Here is a 20,293-nt window from a genome sequence, read left to right as displayed (position 1 = left end):
CAGCGGCGTGAATGCCTGGCAGAGAACATCGGCCAATAGCTCATCTGATCGGCCGGGCCGAGTCCCCGGGTTGTCCAATACGACGTCATGATGCACTCCGCGCTAGGTTCGAGTGCACACACGGTAAGCCCTGGGCGTAAGCCATCCGAGGCATTTGCGTTACGAAATGTGTGCACTCTTCTCACACCGGCGGGCTAGGCGCGGAGAGCTTCCCCGCACCTTCGGATGTTTGGGCGTGGCTCAGATCAACCCCTGCTTACTCGCCGCGTACACGGCCTCGGCTCGCCGAGACACTGCGAGCTTGCGCATGATGTTGCTGACGTGAAATTTCACTGTCGTCGCCGAGATGAACAGTCGGGTCCCGATCATGTTGTTGGACAGGCCCGTCGCGAGCAGCCGGAGTACTTCGAGTTCGCGCTCGGTCAGCCGCTCGATGCTGCTCGGGGTGCCGTTGAGTGATCGCACGACAGCCGAGGCACTGCGCGAATCGAAGGCACTCTCGCCTCGCGAGACAGCACGTATCGCCCGCACCAGTTCGGTGGTATCGACGTCCTTGACGACGTATCCGCGCGCACCGGCGTGCACCGCCTCCACCACGAGTCGGTCGTCGAGGAAAGTTGTGAGCACCAGTAATCCGATTCCGTTGTGCGCCTTGGCCAATTGTGCGCACAAGGCAAGGCCCTCGTAATCCGAACTGGCCGAGAGCTTGAGATCCATCAGCACGATATCGGGCTCGACCCGCGCGACGACGGCCAATCCCTCCTCCCGCGTCGACGCCTCCCCCACGATCGTCAGATCCGACTCGCGCTCGAGCACCGAACGCAGCCCGTCGCGCAGAATTGCATGATCGTCGACCAGGACGATGCGGACAGTAGGTGCCGCCACCTGCCCCATGCCCGTGCGAACCGTCGGAACGCTCACTGTGTTTCGCCCTTCTCGGATCTTTCCTGGAAGGGAATGCGCACTGCCACACGCACACCCCCGGTTCGGGCGCGGCGAATCTCGAAGACCCCGCCGTGTTCACGGGTGCGGGCCGCCATGTTCGCCAATCCGCGGTGGCGGCCGTCGACATCGGTGGACTCGGCCAGGTGCAGCATCATTCGCAGGTGGGCCGGATCGCCGTCGCCGTCGTCGGCGATCGACAACTGCACCTGATCGAGCGAATAGGTCAACCGAAGAATCGCCCGCGACGCGTGCGCGTGCACCGCTGTGTTGAACAATGCTTCGCCGGCGATACGGAGCAATGCATGCTCACACTCGCTGCTCAGCTCGACGGGGGTTCCCTCCACACGCAACGAGACCTGCAACTCGTCGGGCATGTGGACCACGGAAAGCTGTTCGAGCATTTCGGGAAGCGACGTTCGATCCGCGTCCTGCGGATGATTGAGCGCGTAGATCGCCGACCGCAGTTGTTCCACAGCTCGACGCGTCAGATCCTTCGCAAGATCCAATCTGTCGCTGCGTTCTTCGGCCGAGATCTCGCTGCGACACACTTCGATCTGCATACCAGCGGACAACACGGCCTGAGTGACGCTGTCGTGCAATTCGCGAGCGATGCGGTGGCGTTCGTCGTCGAGGACCTGATGCCGGTGCGCGGCACCCAATTGCCGCTGTGTCAGCAACAGTTCGGCATTGCGGGCTGCGAGATCGGCCGCTGTGCGGTTCGCCTGGGCGTAGGCACTCTCGGTTCGCTCGAGCAATTGCCGTCGACTCTGGAAGAGCGCCGAATTCTGCAGCGCCACCGCCGTTTGACTGGCCAGAATGCTCAACACCGCCGCGTCGGTGGCGTCCAGCACCCGCTGCTCTCCGGTCCACGCCGCAAAAGCACCCACGACGCCTCCGTCGAACGCGATCGGCACGAAGGCGTGATGAGCGGAGATCACCGGTGTCTGCCCGTCGCCGCACGTCGACTGTCGAATCGACTCGAGGCAGTCGACGACGTCGTCCGGCAACGGTGGCCCCTCGACGTTGTCGACCAGAAACGGCGTGGCGTCCGGTCCGAGCACGAGTCGACGAGGACCGGCATCCGGCAGAGCGCCATCGGCAAGAGCAAAGACCACCCAGCGTGCGCTCAGATGGGCACGAGCTGCTTCCGCGACCGCGCACACCAGCGTCTCGGGCCCGTCGACCGTCCGAACCAGTGCCCGTGAAATCAACTCCAGCGCATAGACGACGCGCTCCAAACGTTCGGCCGCGCCGCGATATTGGGGGTAGAACGTGTTCTTGCCCGAACGCAGTCCCGTCAGCAGCGACAGGTCGGGTCCGGACGTCACAGCGCACTCCTGAACAGATCGACCATCTCGCGGTGCGTGGCGGAGCGAGGATTGGTGGACATGCAGGCATCATGTAAAGCGTTGGTGGCCAACACATCCAGATCGGACTCGCGGACACCGATCTGTGCCAGACCGGTGGGAACGCCGACCTGACGTGCAAGGCGATCGACACGCTCCGCCACAGCCATTGCGGCTTCCTCCGGCCTGGCTCTGCCTTCCGGCAATCCGAGGCTCGTCGCGATGGCAACGTAGGGCAACGGATCCTCCGCGGCGTTGAAACGAATGACATGCGGCAGCAGCACTCCGTTGATCACCCCGTGCGGGAGGTCGAGGAGTCCTCCCACCTGATGGCTCATGGCATGGGTGGCACCGAGAATCGCATTCGTGAACGCCAGACCGGCTTCCAGACTTGCCTGCGCCATCGAACCACGCGCGGCCATATCGGTGGGCTCGTCGATGGTGCGCGCCAACTGCGACATCACCATGGTGATGGCCCGAAGTGCATGGTGGTCGGTGAGCTGGTTGTGACCCAGCGAGACGAATGCCTCGATTCCGTGCGTCAGAGCGTCCAAACCGGTTGCCGCGTTGAGCCATTCGGGCATCGTTGTGAGCAACATCGGATCGATCACGGTGATATCGGGAACGAGTGCCCGGCCGAGGATGGTGATCTTGGTCGAGCGCGCCGTGTCGGTGACGATGCAGAACTGCGAGACGTCGGCCCCGGTGCCCGATGTCGTGGGCACCATCACCAGCGGGGGAATCGGCCGAGTGGCCTGATCGACGCCCTCGTAGTCGAGGATTCTGCCGCCGTTGCCCGCGAGGATGGCGATCCCCTTGGCCGCATCCATGACCGACCCACCGCCGATCGCCACCAGCACGTCGCAACCGTTCTCTGCGTAGTAGCCGTGCCCGGCCTCGATTTCGACGTCCTTGGGATTGGGCGTGAGCGCGCTCCAGACCTGGGGGTCGAGGCCCTGGGCAACGAGTAGGTCGACCAGCTGCCCGGCCCAGCCGCTCTCGATCAACCCCGAGTCCGTGACGAGCATCGGCCGGACCCCACCGAGACGACATGTCGCGTGCGCGACCTCGCCCAGCGAATCCGGACCGAACACGATCTCGGGTGCGTGGAATTTGAGAACTCGTGGCGTCTCGGCTCGGCTGCGCTGCGCATCGAGGTCGTGCAGCGCCTTGCCGACGTCCGCCGTAGCTGCCTGGTCCACCGTTCACACCCTCGCTGTCCATCGATCCCAGAACTCTCGGACCTGTGATTCAGGTTACAACCTTACGAGCACGGCTGGTCCGATCCCACCAGCACCGGGCCAGGTTCCTACCTGCCCGATCGGGTAGGTAGGCGGCACGATCGGTCAGGTCAGGACAGCGCATGGCCCAGTTCGGCCGCCTGCGAGGTCAACTGTTCGCCATCCCGCGCGACAACGACCCGGTCGCAAATTCGCTCGTAGTCCTCCATCGAGCACGCTGCCTGCGACCAGTAACGACGAGCTTCGGGGGTGATCCACGCGATGCGGTGCACCTTCGACCGGATCTCGTCCAGGGCCTCCAGGCCAGCCGGGCGTCCGTTGCACCGGCCGTCACCGACGATGATGACCGCGGTGCGCTTGTCCAGGACTTCTGGGTGTGACTGCAACAGATCGGTGAAGGTTCTGCCGTAATCGCTGCTCGCTTCGAGGTCCAGCCGCGCGTCCGCGAGCACCGCGGCCAGTGCACCGTCGCCGGTACTGCCGAGCAAGGTGGTCGTCACATCGACCGGTGCGTCGACGAACCCCATCACCGTGCATCGGTGTGCGCGCGCATGCATGGCTTGCGCAAGCCTCAGGGTGAACGCGGTGATGGGCCTGACCGACAACGACACATCCGCCAGTACCAGCAACCGAACCTTACCCGGCACAGGGGTTTTCGTCACCAGACGGAACGGGATGCCGTCGGTACGCAGACTGGACCGGACGGTGCGCCGCATGTCGAGCGGTCCGCGTGAATGCTCCCGTGGTCGTGGGCGAGGAGTGCCCCGCATGTGTTTGAGCACTTCGTGACTCGCGCGCTCGATCTCGGCATGCCGGCCGATCGCCTGCGCCGCGCCGTCGACCGGCACCGGTGACGACATCGTCCCCGTCACATCCCCCAGCGCCGCGACGAAAGCCTCGACGGCATCGGTGATGCGGTCGAGCATCGCAGCGCTCAGTGGACCGGAATCACCCCCGTCACCGTAGACGCTACTCGGATCGTAAGCATCGAACCACGCCAGGATGCTCGCCGGATCCTCCCAGTTCAGCTGTCCCGCAACAGCTCCGCTGGTGCTCGACGCCAACTCCCCGGCCGCCGTCGACCCGGACCGCTCCAGGTCGACGGTGTAGGTGACACCCCGTCGACCCATGTCGCCGTCGGTGTCGATCGACAGATCGTGGTCCTCGGACGAGAGACTGATGTCGTCGTCGTCCTTGTGCGGGTTGAAGCCCTTGTCCGCTTCCGGGGCGTCGAGCAGATCACCGATTTCGACCGCACGCTCGTTGTATTCGGCGTATTTGGCCGCTTCCTGGTCTGCGCCGACGTCCAGGTCCGTCGGCAATCCGCCTGCTACCTGCGCTCCCAGTGGCGAACGATGCTCGTCCGTGGCGCTCTCGACGAGTGCCCTGAACATCGACTCGAAGGCCAGATCGAAACCGTGCTGTTCGTGGTCGTACTTGGCGCACGTCGCACGCAAGGCCGCGCGCAACACCGCCAGGTCACGTGCCCCGAGAAGTCCGAGGACGCGTCGTACCTCGATGACCTCTGCCGGCGACGCAGCTACTCCGAAGTGCCTGAGCGTGCGCCCGAACACCGCAGCCAGCACATCGAGCACCACCGATGCCGAGAACGTTTGTGCCACGGTCATCGTCGTATTCCGATGCCACCCTTGTCGCGTCCACCGTGCCCTCTGAAGGCCGACGCGGTCGTGTTGACGACCGTTCCGAGTGATGTTGCTGCAGAGGGTGTTTCTGCGACCGGTCCGGCCAGCGCGATCTTCATGTCCGACGAGTACTTCACCAGGGCCGCGAGCAGGTACTTGCGGGTGTCTTCGGTGTGACCGAGGACCGAGGCGATACGAGCCGCATCGATCACTTCCGAGATCGACGGGCTCTTGCGGAGCGGTAGCTCACGCAATTCCGTTGCCAGCTCCACGATCTCGGACACGATGTGCGCGGGCACCTCGGGGGCACGAGCAGTGACGATCTCGCGCTCACGCGCCGCGGTCGGATAATCGAGATGGAAATGCAGACAGCGACGTTTGAGGGCCGACGACAGCTCACGAGTGTCGTTGGAGGTCAGTATTACCCACGGATCGCTGCGCGCGGTGAACGTACCGACCTCGGGGATCGTCACCTGTTTCTCGGCAAGTACCTCGAGCAGCAAGGCCTCCATCGATTCCTCGGTGCGATCGACCTCGTCGACCAGGAGCACCACCGGCTCCTCGGAGAGCACCGATTCCAACAGGGGCCGCACGGCGAGGAAGGGCTCGGAGTAGAGGCCGAAATCTTTGGCGGCGAGCATCTTCGAGGCGTCGTCGATGTCGGTGACGTGCTGGGTGAGTGCACCGATGTGCTCGCGCAGCATCTGCACGTGCAGAAGTTGCTTGGCGTAGTCCCACTCGTAGAGGGCCCGATTGTCGTCGAGACCCTCGTAGCACTGCAGGCGCACCAGCTTGCGTCCGCTCGCCGCGGCCAGGGACTTCGCCAGCTCGGTCTTGCCCACTCCCGCGGGGCCTTCGAGCAGCAGTGGGCGATCGAGTGCTGTCGCCAGATGCACCACGGTGGCGAGATCGTCGTCCGCGATGTAGTCCTGCTCTCCGAGCGCGCGCTGCAGATCGGCGGCGTCGGTGAATCGAACGGTGCCGGTGTCGTCGCTACGCACTGTCGACAGCGAGGTCATGTGCTTCCTTTCAGGCGGCGCAGTGGTGCGCTTGTGCGCCGCCCGGGGCACACAACCGCACCACTGCGAAGCATCAGTACGACTCGTTGATCGCGTGCGAGACGACGGGGAGCATCGACTGGACGGTCACCTCACGGGGGTTGCCCGGGGTGCACCAGTCTTCCTGGATGTGCTCGGAGATCTTCAGTACCGACTTCTCGTCGCCCTTGATCACGTCGCCCTTGCCGGCGTACTTGCCGGTGTTCATCCGGTTCTTGTCGTACGTCGCCGAACGGATCGATCCGAAATTGTCCGGAATTCCGACGTCCTTGGCGAGCCTGATGGCCGCCTCGACTGCCGCGTCGGCAGCCTGAACGGTGGTCATGTTCTTCGTGTCCACGCCCATGGCCACGGCGATCTCGGCGTAGCGCTCGTAACGCGAGGGCAGGTTGTACTCCCACACGCGCGGTAGAGCGATGGCGTTGTTGAGGCCGTGCGCGCTGTCGTAGAAAGCGCTGATCGCGTGCGAGATCGAGTGGATGACGCCGAGTCCACCGGAGTTGAAGGCCTGTGTGGCGATGTACTGGGCGTTCATCATGCCCTCGCGAGCCTTCAGGTTGCCCGGGTCGTACACAGCTTCACGAAGATGCTTGGAGACCAGCCCGATCGAGTAGATCGCATTGCCCAGCGACGGCGCGAAGTCCAGCCGCGAGACGTACGGCTCTGCGCCGTGGGCGAGGACGTCGAAGCCGCAGAACGCGGTCCACTGCTGGGGGCAGGTGTAGTAGAGCAGCGGGTCGTCCAGTGCCAGCGTCGGTGTCGACGCCTCGTCGAAGGCGAGCCACTTGTGCGGCTTCTCCATGTCCGAGGTGTCGGTGATGACGTAGGCCCAGGATGTCTCCGAACCCGTTCCGGCAGTGGTCGATACGGCGATGTGCGGCGGGTTCTGCTTGTTGGTCGACTTGGAGAATCCCTCGAACTCGTTGATGTTGCGGCCGTCGTGGGCGACGACGACGCGGATGCCCTTGGCCGCATCGTGGCTCGAGCCACCACCGACGGAGATGACGCTGTCGCACTTCTCCTTCTGGTACAGCGCGGCACCGTCCATGACGTTGTAGTCCTTGGGGTTGGACTCGACCTTGTCGTAGAGGACCACCTCGACGCCCTGGTACTCGATCTTGCCGATCAGTTCCTCGATGATGCCCGATCCGCGCAGACCGGTCGTGACCAGCAGCGAGCGCTTGAATCCGAGTTCCTTGGCCTCGACACCGATCATGTCGTGGGCGCCGACTCCCAGCTTGGCGCGCGGCAGCGGGTGAAACTCCTTGATGGGGAATTCCCAGATCTGGTTGAGCTCGATGACCATCGGTGTCTCCTCGGTGAGTGTGAGTACAAGACGCCTTCCTCTGTGATCGGCGTCTCACTGATGACCACACTCCCCTGCCCGGTACCGCGTGGGAACACCTCGAGGCGGGAACCCTGCCAACGACTCGACCGAACTACCCGATCGGGTAGGAGTACTCGCTCACCCTCGGCAGAGGAGAACTCACAAGCTTTGGTGCACTATCGATCTCGCCGCTGCGCCAGAGAGAATCCGAGAACCGAGATCAGCGCGAGCGTGATGACGAACCCTCCGTACACTTGCACCGTCGTGCTCAGGCCGAGGCGATGCACGGCCAGCCCGGCGACCACGGCGGGCAGGCTGAACGCGAGGTAGCTGATGACGAACGTCGTGGCGAACACCCCACCTCGCTCCGCTGCGGGGACCAGCGCGCCGAGCGTGCGCATCGAACCGAGGAATGTTGCTCCCCAGCCCGATCCGGCGATGACAGCCCCGACGAAGTACAGCACGATCGACTCGATCTGCACCGACGCCAGGGAGAGCGCGACACCTGCCGCCAACACCGTCGCCCCGATCATCATCACGGTGCGGGGAAACCCGTTGCGTACCACTGCAGCTGCCACCGCGCCCGAGGCGAACATCGCGAAAATCTCCAACCCGCCCACTATGTGGTTGTCCACGTCGAACACCGTGCCGATGATCGACGGCCCGAGCGAGAGATGAAACCCGCCGAGCGACCAGGTCGCGAACAGAGCGGGAGCGATGAGCAGGAACGGTGCCCGCACCGCCGTGGGGATCGACATCCTCGGCAACAGGGTCGAGGCGAGGTGACGGCGGGAATCGAAGCCACGCAGTGCCGAGGTCTCGGGGACGAACAGCAGTGCCACCGCGAGGATCAGTGCCGCGCCGATCAGCAACGCGAACACCAAGATGTCGGGCGCAGGAGCCAATTGGACCAGCAATCCGGCCCCGAGCGCGCCGCTTGCCAGGCCGAGAGAGGGCGCGACACTGTTGAGCAACGGTCCGGTGGACGCGTCGGGCTGCAGGTCGATGACGGCTGCGCTCAGCGCACCGGTGGCCGCACCCGCAGCAATTCCCTGCACGACGCGAGCCGCGAGGAGTACCGGGACGCTGTCGGCGACGATGAACAGCATCAAGCTGACGGCAAGGAGAATCAGTGAAGCGATCAGAATGGGTTTGCGCCCGATGTGGTCCGACAGACTACCTACGGTGAGCAACGTCGACAGCAACGCGACCGCATAGACGGCAAAGATGACCGTGAGGGTGAGAGCGCTGAATCCCCAGGCCTGTTGGTACACCGGGTACAGCGGTGACGGTGCCGACGCCGAGGCCATCAAGACCAGGAAGGCGACGCCGACGACCCAGAACGCGTACCGATGCGGCATGCGCACCGCCGTCCGTTCCACTGGAGTCCGAGTGCCCACGCCGACCATGTGTTTCCCTTCACCGCAGTAACCGTTAGCTCAGTGAAGGACAACGCTCGGGAGCGCCCGGCATTCCCCGACGGTCAGTGTTGCTCGGCTCGTGCGTCGCCCCGCACCAGTTTTCCTTCGCGGTACCGCTGCGCGCTCGCGGGCAAGTCGCCCTCGATTCCGCTCAACCACACCGAGACACGGCCGGTGCCCGAACCGCTCGAACCGACTTCGTCGACGCGTCGCACCGTCTGGTTGGCCACCGCCTCGGCGCTGTCGAACATCGTGACGTCGCCCGGCAGCTGCGAGACGATCCGGTCCAACACCAGCGGGTAGTGCGTGCAGCCCAGCACGATCGATTCGACGTCCGCGGGTGTCGCGGCCACGGCCGCGGTGATGGCGGCACCGATCCCCCGTTCGTCACCTCGGTCGATCGAGTCCGCCAGTCCGTGGCACGCCACACTCGTCACCGTTCGGTGCGAGGCGAATTGCTCGATCAAACGCCCCTGATAGGCGCTTGCGGTCGTGGCCGCCGTCGCCCAGATCGCTATCCGATCGCTCACTGCTGCAGCGGGTTTTATCGCCGGAACGGTACCCACCACCGGAATCGTGTCACCGAGCGCAGCCCGTACCTGGCTCAATGCCGTCACACTGGCGGTGTTGCACGGAAGCACGACCACCTCGGCACCGAGTTCGACGGCATGCCGAGCGGTACCGACCACCCGGTCGATGACCCACGCATCCGGCTTCGGACCCCACGGAGCGTTGTCGGGGTCCATCATCAGCACCAGATCGAGCTCGGGGCGCGCTTGTCGTAGCCGCGCAGCCGTCGGGAGCATCCCGAGGCCCGAGTCGATCAGTGCGACGATCATGCCAGCGCTTGCTCGACGTCACCGACCAGATCGGCGCCGTCCTCGATACCGACCGACAGACGCACCAGATCGTCGGGCACCTCGAGCAACGAACCGGCCGTCGAGGCGTGGGTCATCGCACCGGGATGTTCGATCAACGATTCGACGCCGCCCAGAGACTCGGCGAGCGTGAAGATCTCGGTCTTCGCGCAGAAGTCCAGCGCAGCCTGCTTGCCACCGGCCAGACGAACGGAGACCATCCCGCCGAACCGTCGCATCTGCTTGGCGGCGACAGCATGAGACGGGTGAGATTCGAGTCCGGGGTAGATGACCTGCGAGATGGCCGGATGCCCGTCGAGGAATTCGACGATCTTCTCGGCATTGTCGCTGTGTCGCTCCATCCGCAGCGCGAGAGTCTTGATGCCGCGCAAGGTCAGGAACGCGTCGAACGGTCCGGGAACGCCACCCGCGCCGTTCTGCAGGAACGCGAAGGCCGTGTCCAGTTCCTCGCTGTCGGTCACCAGAGCGCCGCCGACGACATCGGAGTGTCCGCCGATGTACTTGGTCGTCGAGTGCAGCACCACGTCGGCACCGAGGCTCAGAGGCTGCTGCAGATACGGCGACGCGAAGGTGTTGTCGACGACGAGCTTGGCCCCACCCTCGTGCGCAACGCCCGACAATGCCTCGATGTCTCCGACGTTGAGCAGTGGGTTGGTGGGCGTCTCGACCCAGACGAGCTTGGTGTTCGGACGCATCGCCACGCGCACCTCGTCGACGTCCGACACTGCAGCCACCGAGTACTCGATGCCCCACTGGGTGAAGACCTTGTCGATCAATCGGTACGTGCCGCCGTACGCGTCGTTGGGGATGACGAGGTGATCACCGGGACGCAGCGCCGAGCGCAACAGGCAGTCAGTGGCCGCCATGCCGGAGGAGAACGCGCGACCGTAGGTGCCGGACTCGATGGCCGCGAGATTGGCCTCGAGCGGCCGACGCGTCGGATTGCCGGTGCGCGCGTACTCGAATCCACTGCGCATGCCGCCGACGCCGTCCTGAGCGAAGGTGGAGCTGGCGTAGATCGGCACGTTCACCGCACCGGTCAGCGGATCCGGCTCGTATCCGGCATGCACTGCCTTCGTGGAAAAGCCCTGCCAGGAGGTGTTGTCGGCCTTGCTGCGCTGCTCACTCATGGCCTCCACCCTAATCGGCCTGCGTCGCCGCGCGGGGGCGTGGGTAACCTGCGAAGACAACCCCCAGCGGAAAGAGGCACCGTGGCCAACTCCCAGAGCGTCGACGAACTGTTCGCGATCGATTCACTCCTCGACGACGAGGAACGTCAGATCCGGGACACCGTCCGCAAGTTCGGTAACGAGCGCATCCGCCCGCACGTCGCCGATTGGTTCGACGAGGGCACGGTGCCGGCGCGCGAGCTGGCCAAGGAGCTGGGCTCGCTGGGCCTGTTGGGCATGCACCTCGAGGGCTACGGCTGCGCCGGAACGTCCGCGACGGCGTACGGCCTGGCCTGCCTCGAGCTCGAAGCGATCGACTCCGGTATTCGATCGCTCGTCTCGGTGCAGGGCTCGCTCGCGATGTTCGCCATCTGGAAGTACGGCTCCGAGGAGCAGAAGCAGCAGTGGCTTCCGGGAATGGCCGAGGGATCGCTGATCGGCTGCTTCGGGCTCACCGAGGCCGATTACGGATCGAACCCCGGCGGCATGCTCACCCGTGCGAAGCGCGACGGCGACGACTGGATCCTCAACGGCAGCAAGATGTGGATCACCAACGGACCCGTGGCCGACGTCGCCGTCGTGTGGGCTCAGACCGACGACAAGATCCGCGGATTCGTCGTTCCCACCGATACACCGGGATTCACCGCCAACACCGTGAAGAAGAAGCTGTCGCTGCGTGCCTCGATCACCGGCGAATTGGTGTTCGACGACGTCCGACTGCCTGCCGACGCGATGCTGCCCGAGGCCAGCGGTCTGCGCGGACCTCTGAGTTGTCTCAATGAGGCGCGCTTCGGCATCGTCTTCGGTGCGATGGGCGCGGCGCGGGACTGCATCGAATCGGCGATCGAGTACTCGCAGAGCCGCGCGGTGTTCGACAAGCCCCTCGCCGGGTACCAGCTCACTCAAGCCAAGCTCGCGAATATGGCCCTGGAGCTCGGCAAGGGCCAGCTGCTCGCACTGCATCTGGGCCGACTCAAGGACAAGGGCGAACTGCCGGGCGAGCGAGTGTCACTGGGCAAGCTCAACAACGTGCGCGAGGCCATCAAGATCGCTCGTGAATGCCGAACGATATTGGGGGCCAACGGAATCACGCTGGAATACCCGGTGCTCCGTCATGCCAACAACCTCGAATCCGTCCTCACCTACGAGGGCACATCCGAGGTCCACCAACTCGTGATCGGCCAGGCACTGACCGGAACCAGCGCAGTGCGCTGACGCGCAGTGGTGCGGTTGAGTGCCCCCTGGGGCGCTCAACCGCACCACTGCCGCTAGGCACCCTTGCTGAGGAATCCGAGCAGGTCGTGGCGAGTGATGACGCCGACGGGCTTGCCTTCTTCGACGACCATCAGCGCATCGGACTCGCCGAGTGCCTTGGTGGCGTCGGAGACGGTTTCGCCGGCACCGATCAGTGGGAACGGCTCGCTCATGTGCTTCGCGACCGGGTCTGCCAACGCGGCGCGACCTTCGAAGACGGCGCTGAGCAGATCGCGTTCGGTGACGCTGCCGGCAACCTCGCCTGCCATGACGGGAGGCTCGGCACCGACGACCGGCATCTGCGAGACGCCGTACTCGCGCAGGATTTCGATGGCGTCGCGCACGGTTTCCGACGGGTGAGTGTGCACCAGATCCGGCAATGCGCCGGACTTTCCGCGCAGCACCTCGCCGACGGAGGTCTCGTGAGTCTTGCCGTCCAGACGCGAACGCAGGAAGCCGTACGAGGACATCCACGAGTCGTTGAAGATCTTGGCCAGGTAGCCGCGGCCGCCGTCGGGCAGCAGTACGACGACGAGGGCGTCGGGACCTTCGCGCTCGGCGACCTGGATCGCGGCGACGGCGGCCATACCGCACGAACCGCCGACCAACAGGCCTTCCTCGCGAGCGAGACGCCGAGTCATGTCGAACGAGTCGTTGTCGGAGACGGCGATGATCTCGTCCGGGATGGACGGGTCGTAGGCGGTCGGCCAGAAATCCTCGCCGACACCTTCGACGAGGTACGGACGCCCGGTTCCGCCGGAGTAGACCGAGCCCTCGGGGTCGACGCCGATGACCTTGACCTTGCCGCCGGAGACCTCCTTGAGGTACTTGCCGGTGCCGGAGATGGTTCCGCCGGTACCGACGCCTGCGACGAAGTGCGTGATCTTGCCGTCGGTGTCGGCCCAGATCTCCGGACCGGTGGTCTCGTAGTGGCTGGCCGGGCCGGCCGGGTTGGAGTACTGGTTGGGCTTCCAGGCTCCGTCGATCTCGCGGACGAGTCGATCGGAGACGCTGTAGTAGCTGTTGGGGTCGTCGGGTGCGACAGCCGTGGGGCAGACGACGACCTCGGCTCCGTAGGCGCGCAGCACGTTGCGCTTGTCCTCGCCGACCTTGTCGGGGCACACGAACACGCACTTGTAGCCACGCTGCTGAGCGACCAGGGCGAGACCGACGCCGGTGTTGCCGGACGTGGGCTCGACGATGGTGCCGCCGGGCTTCAGTTCCCCTGCTGCCTCGGCCGCGTCGATCATCTTCACCGCGATGCGATCCTTGGACGAACCACCCGGGTTGAGGTACTCGATCTTGGCCGCGACAGTGCCTGCACCGTCGCCGACGACGGTGGACAACTTCACCAACGGGGTGTTGCCGATGAGTTCGGTGATGTGCTGTGCGATGCGCATTGCTCCATCTTCCCAGATGCACCTATTTCACTCTCGGTCACGGCCGTCGATACCCCGCATACGATGGTCACAACGGCACGAGGAGAGGGATCGATCTGTGACGGCGAGCGGATGGCGTACCGCAGCGAAAGCGAGCGCCGCGACAGTACTTGCAGGCTCCGGAGCAGGGACTGCATCCTGGGCCGCGTACCGACATCTGATGGCGCAGGCCGCGGCGGCCCGCGGCGTCATCGGGCGCACCACCGCCAAGCCACCGGAGGCGGACGGCGTCTACACCGCCGGATGCGCGGCCCCGGAACGGTGGCGGATGGGAAATTCAGCAGATATTCACCTGATGATCTTCGGCGACTCCACCGCTGCCGGCGTGGGCTGCACCGTAGCCGACGAAGTTCCCGGCGTACTGATCGCCCGCGGACTGGCCGAGGAAACCGGGCAACGAATTCGATTGAGCACCAAAGCGATTGCCGGTGCCACCTCGAAGGGGCTCGAAGGCCAGGTCGACGCGATGTTCGTCGCGGGCCCGCCCCCGGACGCGGCGGTCATCTTCGTGGGCGCGAACGACGTCACCAAGAAGTTCTCCATTCCGGCGTCGGCGGCCCGGCTGGGCGACGCCGTCGAACGATTGACGGCCAAGGGCTGCGTCGTGGCAGTGGGCACGTGCCCCGATCTCGGTGTCGTGACGGCTATCCCGCAGCCGCTGCGCACCGTCGTCCGCAATTGGGGTCGCCGTCTCGCCAATGCCCAGACGGCCAGGACTCTCAGCGCCGGTGGGCATCCGGTGGCTCTGGCCGATCTGCTTTCCCCCGAGTTCCTGGCAGCGCCCGACACCATGTTCTCGGCCGACCGCTTTCACCCGTCGGCCGCGGGGTACGAGCTCGCCGCTCAGCAGATTCTGCCGGTACTCGCATCGGCGCTGGGCGTGTGGCACGGCGGACCGTTGCCCGAGCTGCCGACCGTGTCCGCTGCCGCCGAGTCACGCAAGGCCATCCCCCGCGCGACGGCCGCACTCGATCGCTTCCTGCGCCGGAGAAGCGCCGAGCTCGACGCCGAGATCGTCACTGCGTCCGAGGATCTCGTACGTCGTGCCGGTGACCGATCGGCGGGGTTGTAAGTTCGGACAGAAGACATCGCCTACCCGGCGGTAGCACCGTAGTCACGCAGTATCGATTCGAAGGAGATCTCATGCCAGAGGCAGTCATCGTCGCCACCGCGCGCTCACCGATCGGCAGGGCCATGAAGGGGTCGCTCAAGGACATTCGTCCCGACGACCTCACCGCCCAGATGGTGGCCGCAGCGCTGGCCAAGGTGCCCTCGCTCGACCCGAAGGACATCGACGATCTCCTCCTGGGCTGCGGTCTGCCCGGCGGCATGCAGGGCAACAACCTCGCTCGTATCGTCGCAGTGCAGCTCGGCTACGACTCGCTGCCCGGAACGACGATCACGCGCTACTGCTCCTCCTCGCTGCAGACCACCCGCATGGCGCTGCACGCGATCAAGGCAGGCGAGGGTGACGTGTTCATCTCCGCTGGTGTCGAGAGCGTGTCCAGCTTCGTCCACGGCAGCTCCGACTCGCTGCCCGAGAGCCACAACCCGATCTTCGCCGACGCCGAGGCCCGCACCAAGAAGGCGCAGGAAGAGGGCGCGGACAGCTGGACCGACCCCCGCGAGAACGGCGAGCTGCCCGACGCGTACATCGCGATGGGCCAGACCGCCGAGAACGTCGCGCTGCTCACCGGCATCACCCGCGAGGATCAGGACCACTGGGGCGTCCGCAGCCAGAACCGCGCCGAAGAGGCCATCAACGCCGGCTTCTTCGAGCGGGAGATCACCCCGGTGACCTTGCCCGACGGCACCGTCGTCAACACCGACGACGGCCCTCGCGCCGGCACCACCTACGAGAAGATCAGCCAGCTCAAGCCGGTCTTCCGCCCGAACGGCACCATCACCGCCGGTAACGCGTGCCCGCTCAACGACGGCGCAGCAGCGCTCGTCATCATGAGCGACACCAAGGCCAAGGAACTGGGCCTGACCCCGCTCGCCCGCATCGTCTCGACCGGCGTGACCGGCACGTCCCCCGAGATCATGGGCCTCGGACCCATCGAGGCGACCCGTAAGGCGCTGAAGATCGCGGGCATGTCGATCTCCGACATCGACCTGTTCGAGATCAACGAGGCCTTCGCCGTGCAGGTCCTCGGCTCGGCGCGCGACCTCGGCATCGACGAGGACAAGCTCAATGTCTCCGGTGGTGCCATCGCGATCGGCCACCCGTTCGGCATGACCGGTGCGCGCATCACCACCACGCTGCTGAACAACCTGACCACGCACGACAAGACGTTCGGCGTCGAGACCATGTGCGTCGGCGGCGGCATGGGTATGGCGATGGTGCTCGAGCGCCTCAGCTGATCCGAGACACACAACGAAAAAGCCCCGCCCTCCTTCGATGGAGTGGCGGGGCTTTTCGCGTGAGTACTAGTCGTTCTGGAAGTAGCTCAGCAGACGCAGGATCTCGACGTACAGCCAGACCAGCGTGATGGTCAGACCGAGGGCGACTCCCCAGGCTGCCTTCTCGGGAGCCTGTGCGCGGATCAGCTGATCGGCCTGATCGAAGTCGAGCAGGAAGCTGAACGCCGCGATGCCGATGCAGACGAGGCTGAAGATGATGGCGATGGGCCCACCGTCGCGCAGTCCGAAGCCGCCGTCCATGAAGAAGCTGGCGACGAGGTTGCCGAGCATCAGCACGACGACACCGATGAGGGCACCGACGATCATGCGGGTCAGACGCGGGGTGACGCGGATGGCTCCGGTCTTGTAGACGATCAGCATGCCGAAGAACACGCCGAACGTGCCGAGGATCGCCTGGCCGATGAGGCCCGATCCACCACTCATGCCGAAGATTTCACCGGTGAACACCAGCGACAGCGCACCGAGGAACACGCCTTCGGCTGCGGCGTACGCGAGCACGATGAACTTGTTGTCCATCTTGCGACCGAAGGTCGCGAACATGACCAGACCGAACCCGATCAGACCGCCAGCGATCAAGAGTGCGGGCGCTGCCGAGGGGTTGGCAGAGGCGTATAGGTACGAGATGATCGCCGTCACGCTCAGCACACCGAGGGTGATGCCGGTCTTGGTGACCACGTCGTCGATCGTCATGGCCCGCTGAGCAGGCTGCGTCGTGTACGGGTCGGCCTGCGTTCCGGGATGCTGGCCGAAGGTTGCGGCCTGCGAGGCTCCAGCCGTCGCAGATCCGAATGTGGCGTATCCGCCGCCCTGCTGCTTGGGCAGGTTGCGGAACACCGGGTTGCTGGAGGTGCGCACCGTGTCTCTTCCCTTCGTAAGTTCTGATCCCCACCGGGGATCTCCCCGTCGGTCATCAGTAGAACGTCTGACATCCGGACAAAAGTTCCCAGGAGGAGAACTTCTACGACGGACAAAACGGACTCTACCGGGTACCGGGCACACACGCGGAGACGACCGCGTGTGTGACACCGAATCGAAACGGGCAGTATGAGGAAATGGCAATCGAAGACGGACCCGACCAGACCTTGGACCCCAGTGAAAGCGTCGACTCCGACGAGGTGCGCAACGACGACGGCGACACCGTGGTCGATCCCCCCGACCATTGGAGCGAGGCCAACAGCTTCGGCACCACCGCTCGCGAGGCTGCCGAGGGCGAGAGCCTGGATCTCAAGCTCAGCGAGGAAGAACCCGACATCGCCGTCGAGGAGGAACTCGACCGCCCGATCACCGAGACTCCAGACGACGAACTGACCGAGGAACTCGTCGACCACGTCGTCGAGGAATCCGACGAGGATCCCGACATCGACTACGCGGAAGGCCAGCGTCAGGCCGAGATCGTCGAGGGCACCCTCGTCGAGGACCTCGGGCGCAACCGGGGACAGATCGACGGAACTCCCGAAGACGGCGGCCCGGTCACCTGACAGTCATCGTTGCTCGCTCGGGCGTACCGAGCGAGCGACGGTGAACTTGCCGTTGCGGCCCATGAGATCGGTTGGACCCACCGCGTCGGCCAGTTCACGCCGGTAGTTCAAGTGTGTGTTGTAGACCGTCCACATCTGTCCGCCCGGTCGCAGCACCCGACCGGCGGCGGCGAACAATTTGCTCGCCGCGCCCGTGTGCACCGCGGCACCCTCGTGGAACGGTGGATTGCAGACCACCAGATCGACCGATTCGGAATCGAAGGTCGACATCGCGTCGTCGGCGATCACCGAAATTCGAGTCCCGTTCGCCGCCGCAGTGGCCGACGCCGATGCGATCGCTGCCGCCGAGCGATCTGTCGCGATCACCTCGAGTTCGGGCCTGGTCCGAGCCAGCTCGGTGGCGAGAATCCCTGTGCCACAACCCAAATCGACGGCGGTGCGAGCCCGCGGCAGCATCTTCGGTATGTACTCGAGCAGAAAACGAGTTCCGATATCGAGGCCGGCCCCCGCGAACACCGCACCGTGCGCCACCACCGTCATGTCCACATCGGCAATCCGCTTGCTCACCGGATACGTCATGCCCGACGCCACCGCCCCGGTTGCGGTGAGCACTCGGGCTTTCTGCCGGCCGCGGCCGGCCGTGACGGTCTCGAACGACTTTCTCAGGACGTCGTTCATCGCGGGGGTCATGTGCTTGTCTCGCCCGCCCGCGAGGACGACGACGTCCGCCGCCGCGTGTGCCGCGATGTGCTCGGCGATCTCGGTGAGTTCGGCAAGACTTCGCGGCAATTGCATCAGTACTGTGCCCACGTCGGTCAGCAGCTCGGTGCCCAAGGCGTGCTGGGTGTAGGAGTCCGACAACGAGACCCGCGCGGCGTTCAGCTCGAGTGCCCGCGCGCCGGTGACGGCGTCCTGATGAACGCGAACCGCGGTGAAACCGAGAGAAACGGCCCCGAGGGTCATGGCTCCGTACCTGTCGCCGATCACCGCGATCGGCATCGTCCTGTCGATTCCGGGGAGTTCGTCGACGGTATCGAGGACGAGGCGGTCCGCGGCGTCGACGGCATGGAGGTTGGGTGCCTCGGCGTCGGGCTCACGGCGGAGGGCGTCGAACAGGGATTCATCGGGCACCCGAGCAGTATCCCACCCTGCACACCCACGACAGCCCGCGCGGCGAGTGGCTATTGCGGCGAATCAGGGGCATGCTCGGGGAATGGAACACAAAGACAAGAACGAGGCACTCTTCAGCCATCCTGACGATGCATCGACCGATGCACACGCCGAAGCTTCGAAGCCTGCCGTCTACACCGCCCTGTTCAGCGGCGCGAACGAATGACGTTCGGAACGTAACGAGCAACTCTCACGACAGGTAGCGCAGGTACTCGAGCGCCTTGGTCGCATGCACGTGACCGCGCTCGTTCCGCACCGTCATCCGCACCACTCGGTGCCGATCGATCACGAATGTCGTCCGCTTCACGGACAGTAATTGCCTCACATATCCGCGACGGCCCGCGTTCGAGTGGCCGCGTTCGAGCTCTCGGAGCCGACGCCGCCGCGTGAACCACCCGCCTCGACGCACTCCGAACTGTTCGGCGACCGCCCCGTCGGGATCGGAGAGAAGCGGAAAGTCGAACGACCTCTGCAGCGCGAAATGATGGTTGCGATCTCGGGTGTCGGTACTGATGCCCACACGTTGTGCGCCGAATCTGTCGAATTCCGTGCCCAAATCCCTGAAGTGACACGCTTCGGCTGTGCAGATGGGGCTGTTGGCCGCCGGATAGAAGAACAGGACGACCGGACCCGACGCCGTCAGGTCGGAAAGCGCACGCAGTTCACCGGAATGGTCCGGCAACTCGAAGTCCGGGGCGGTCTTTCCGATGCGCATGGGGCGAGGTTACCGCTCAGCCCTGTACGAGGGCAGCAGTCAGGCGTTGCCGGAGATCCCGATCGATACCCAGGTGGGTCAGATATCCGCCGAACGAACCCTGGTTCGACTCCATGGTGGCCCATCCGTGCTCCAGATAGGACGCACGAACTCCCAGGATCGCCTCGGTCGGCAGAACGTCGTGGAGTCCGGCCCAGGTCCGGCGGACGTGCGCGAGCAACGGCTCCATCGCATCGTTGCTCCTCAGATAGTCCGCGACGATGTCGTCCTCGTCGACGCCTGCCGCTCGCAACACCGTCGCGACCGTCCACCCCGCGCGGTCCTTACCCGCTGCGCAGTGCACCAGGACACCGCCGCGACGCCCCACGATCTCGTCCACCACCCGCTTGATCGCATGCGACGCACCGTCGAGAGTCGAGAACGACGCATAGGCGCGCATCATGTAGTCCACCTGACTCTGCTCGTCGAGAATCGGTGCCGCCTCGTGTGGGGCTCGCTCGCCCTTCAGATTCTCGTACGGCACGGAGATCGACTCGACGCCGGCGGGAACCCTGTCCACACCGCTTCGTTCGGCCTCCGCATCACCGCGGAAATCGAACACGGTACGGATGCCGAGATCCGCGACAACGCGCTGCCCGACCTCGGTCAACCCGCTCAATTCGGATGCGCGATAGAACAATCCGGGCCGAACCGTCGCCCCGTCCGTGGTACGCACACCGCCGAGATCACGGAAGTTCCAGGCCCCGTCGAGGGCGAATTGATCGTGTACCGGGGCGTCGGGCATG

Annotated in this window: 18 protein-coding genes; 4 read left to right on the top strand and 14 right to left on the bottom strand. The window is 65.1% G+C overall.

Going from position 1 to position 20,293, the window contains the following annotated elements; genetic code table 11:
* Positions 1-240: 240 nt before the first annotated feature.
* The 9 genes from QM590_RS07085 to QM590_RS07045 form a co-directional block, all read right to left on the bottom strand.
* Positions 241-894, bottom strand: a complete 654-nt coding sequence (locus QM590_RS07085; protein ID WP_032405004.1) for a MadR family response regulator transcription factor — start codon at positions 892-894, stop codon at positions 241-243.
* Positions 895-917: 23 nt separating this feature from the next.
* On the bottom strand, positions 918-2,273 hold the full coding sequence (locus QM590_RS07080; protein WP_068051604.1) for a MadS family sensor histidine kinase: 1,356 nt from the start codon (positions 2,271-2,273) through the stop codon (positions 918-920).
* The gene (locus QM590_RS07075) at positions 2,270-3,457 is read right to left on the bottom strand and encodes an iron-containing alcohol dehydrogenase (protein WP_269594451.1); all 1,188 of its coding nucleotides are present in this window, start codon (positions 3,455-3,457) and stop codon (positions 2,270-2,272) included. The genes QM590_RS07080 and QM590_RS07075 overlap by 4 nt, the downstream gene beginning before the upstream one ends.
* A 185-nt stretch (positions 3,458-3,642) precedes the next feature.
* Positions 3,643-5,160, bottom strand: coding sequence for a MadC family VWA domain-containing protein (gene madC, locus QM590_RS07070; RefSeq protein ID WP_269594343.1), 1,518 nt, complete (start codon positions 5,158-5,160; stop codon positions 3,643-3,645).
* Positions 5,157-6,194 (bottom strand): MadB family AAA-type ATPase, encoded by a 1,038-nt coding sequence (locus QM590_RS07065; protein ID WP_149405306.1) that lies wholly within the window; start codon positions 6,192-6,194, stop codon positions 5,157-5,159. The genes madC and QM590_RS07065 overlap by 4 nt, the downstream gene beginning before the upstream one ends.
* A 73-nt stretch (positions 6,195-6,267) precedes the next feature.
* Positions 6,268-7,539: an NDMA-dependent methanol dehydrogenase gene (mdo, locus tag QM590_RS07060; RefSeq protein ID WP_269594342.1), complete on the bottom strand. Its 1,272-nt coding sequence runs from the start codon at positions 7,537-7,539 to the stop codon at positions 6,268-6,270.
* 197 nt (positions 7,540-7,736) lie between these two features.
* Positions 7,737-8,921, bottom strand: a complete 1,185-nt coding sequence (locus QM590_RS07055; RefSeq protein ID WP_269594341.1) for an MFS transporter — start codon at positions 8,919-8,921, stop codon at positions 7,737-7,739.
* 122 nt (positions 8,922-9,043) lie between these two features.
* The gene (locus QM590_RS07050) at positions 9,044-9,820 is read right to left on the bottom strand and encodes a glutamate racemase (RefSeq protein ID WP_269594340.1); all 777 of its coding nucleotides are present in this window, start codon (positions 9,818-9,820) and stop codon (positions 9,044-9,046) included.
* On the bottom strand, positions 9,817-10,989 hold the full coding sequence (locus QM590_RS07045) for a cystathionine gamma-synthase (RefSeq protein ID WP_269594339.1): 1,173 nt from the start codon (positions 10,987-10,989) through the stop codon (positions 9,817-9,819). The genes QM590_RS07050 and QM590_RS07045 overlap by 4 nt, the downstream gene beginning before the upstream one ends.
* Positions 10,990-11,070: 81 nt before the next feature.
* Here QM590_RS07045 and QM590_RS07040 point away from each other — a divergent pair, with 81 nt between their 5' ends.
* The gene (locus tag QM590_RS07040) at positions 11,071-12,243 is read left to right on the top strand and encodes an acyl-CoA dehydrogenase family protein (RefSeq protein WP_269594338.1); all 1,173 of its coding nucleotides are present in this window, start codon (positions 11,071-11,073) and stop codon (positions 12,241-12,243) included.
* Positions 12,244-12,296: 53 nt separating this feature from the next.
* On the opposite strand, the gene QM590_RS07035 is transcribed toward QM590_RS07040, so the two are convergent.
* Positions 12,297-13,682, bottom strand: a complete 1,386-nt coding sequence (locus tag QM590_RS07035) for a cystathionine beta-synthase (protein ID WP_121870491.1) — start codon at positions 13,680-13,682, stop codon at positions 12,297-12,299.
* Between the two features lie 97 nt (positions 13,683-13,779).
* On the opposite strand from QM590_RS07035, the gene QM590_RS07030 reads away from it, so the two are divergent.
* Both QM590_RS07030 and QM590_RS07025 read left to right on the top strand, forming a co-directional pair.
* Complete coding sequence (locus QM590_RS07030; RefSeq protein ID WP_269594337.1) at positions 13,780-14,793, top strand: SGNH/GDSL hydrolase family protein; 1,014 nt, start codon at positions 13,780-13,782, stop codon at positions 14,791-14,793.
* Between the two features lie 71 nt (positions 14,794-14,864).
* Entirely contained in the window at positions 14,865-16,085 is a 1,221-nt protein-coding gene (locus QM590_RS07025) for an acetyl-CoA C-acetyltransferase (RefSeq protein ID WP_269594336.1), read from the top strand.
* 66 nt (positions 16,086-16,151) lie between these two features.
* Here the strand turns inward: QM590_RS07025 and QM590_RS07020 are convergent, their stop codons facing one another.
* Positions 16,152-17,000, bottom strand: coding sequence for a Bax inhibitor-1/YccA family protein (locus tag QM590_RS07020; RefSeq protein WP_269594334.1), 849 nt, complete (start codon positions 16,998-17,000; stop codon positions 16,152-16,154).
* A 197-nt stretch (positions 17,001-17,197) separates the two neighbouring features.
* Here QM590_RS07020 and QM590_RS07015 point away from each other — a divergent pair, with 197 nt between their 5' ends.
* The gene (locus QM590_RS07015) at positions 17,198-17,623 is read left to right on the top strand and encodes a hypothetical protein (RefSeq protein WP_068051629.1); all 426 of its coding nucleotides are present in this window, start codon (positions 17,198-17,200) and stop codon (positions 17,621-17,623) included.
* 3 nt (positions 17,624-17,626) lie between these two features.
* On the opposite strand, the gene QM590_RS07010 is transcribed toward QM590_RS07015, so the two are convergent.
* The 3 genes from QM590_RS07010 to QM590_RS07000 form a co-directional block, all read right to left on the bottom strand.
* Positions 17,627-18,754 carry a class I SAM-dependent methyltransferase gene (locus QM590_RS07010; RefSeq protein ID WP_269594333.1) on the bottom strand — a complete coding sequence of 376 codons (1,128 nt, stop codon included), beginning with the start codon at positions 18,752-18,754 and terminating at the stop codon, positions 17,627-17,629.
* A gap of 229 nt (positions 18,755-18,983) precedes the next feature.
* Positions 18,984-19,508, bottom strand: a complete 525-nt coding sequence (locus QM590_RS07005) for a peroxiredoxin (protein ID WP_269594332.1) — start codon at positions 19,506-19,508, stop codon at positions 18,984-18,986.
* Between the two features lie 16 nt (positions 19,509-19,524).
* A complete protein-coding gene (locus QM590_RS07000; RefSeq protein ID WP_269594331.1) occupies positions 19,525-20,292 on the bottom strand; it encodes a tyrosine-protein phosphatase in 768 nt (255 codons plus the stop codon).
* Between the last annotated feature and the right edge of the window lies 1 nt (position 20,293).

This window comes from Rhodococcus sp. IEGM 1372 (assembly GCF_030056835.1).
In the GTDB taxonomy this organism is placed as follows: domain Bacteria; phylum Actinomycetota; class Actinomycetes; order Mycobacteriales; family Mycobacteriaceae; genus Rhodococcoides.
This window is presented reverse-complemented; position numbering and strand designations above follow the sequence as displayed.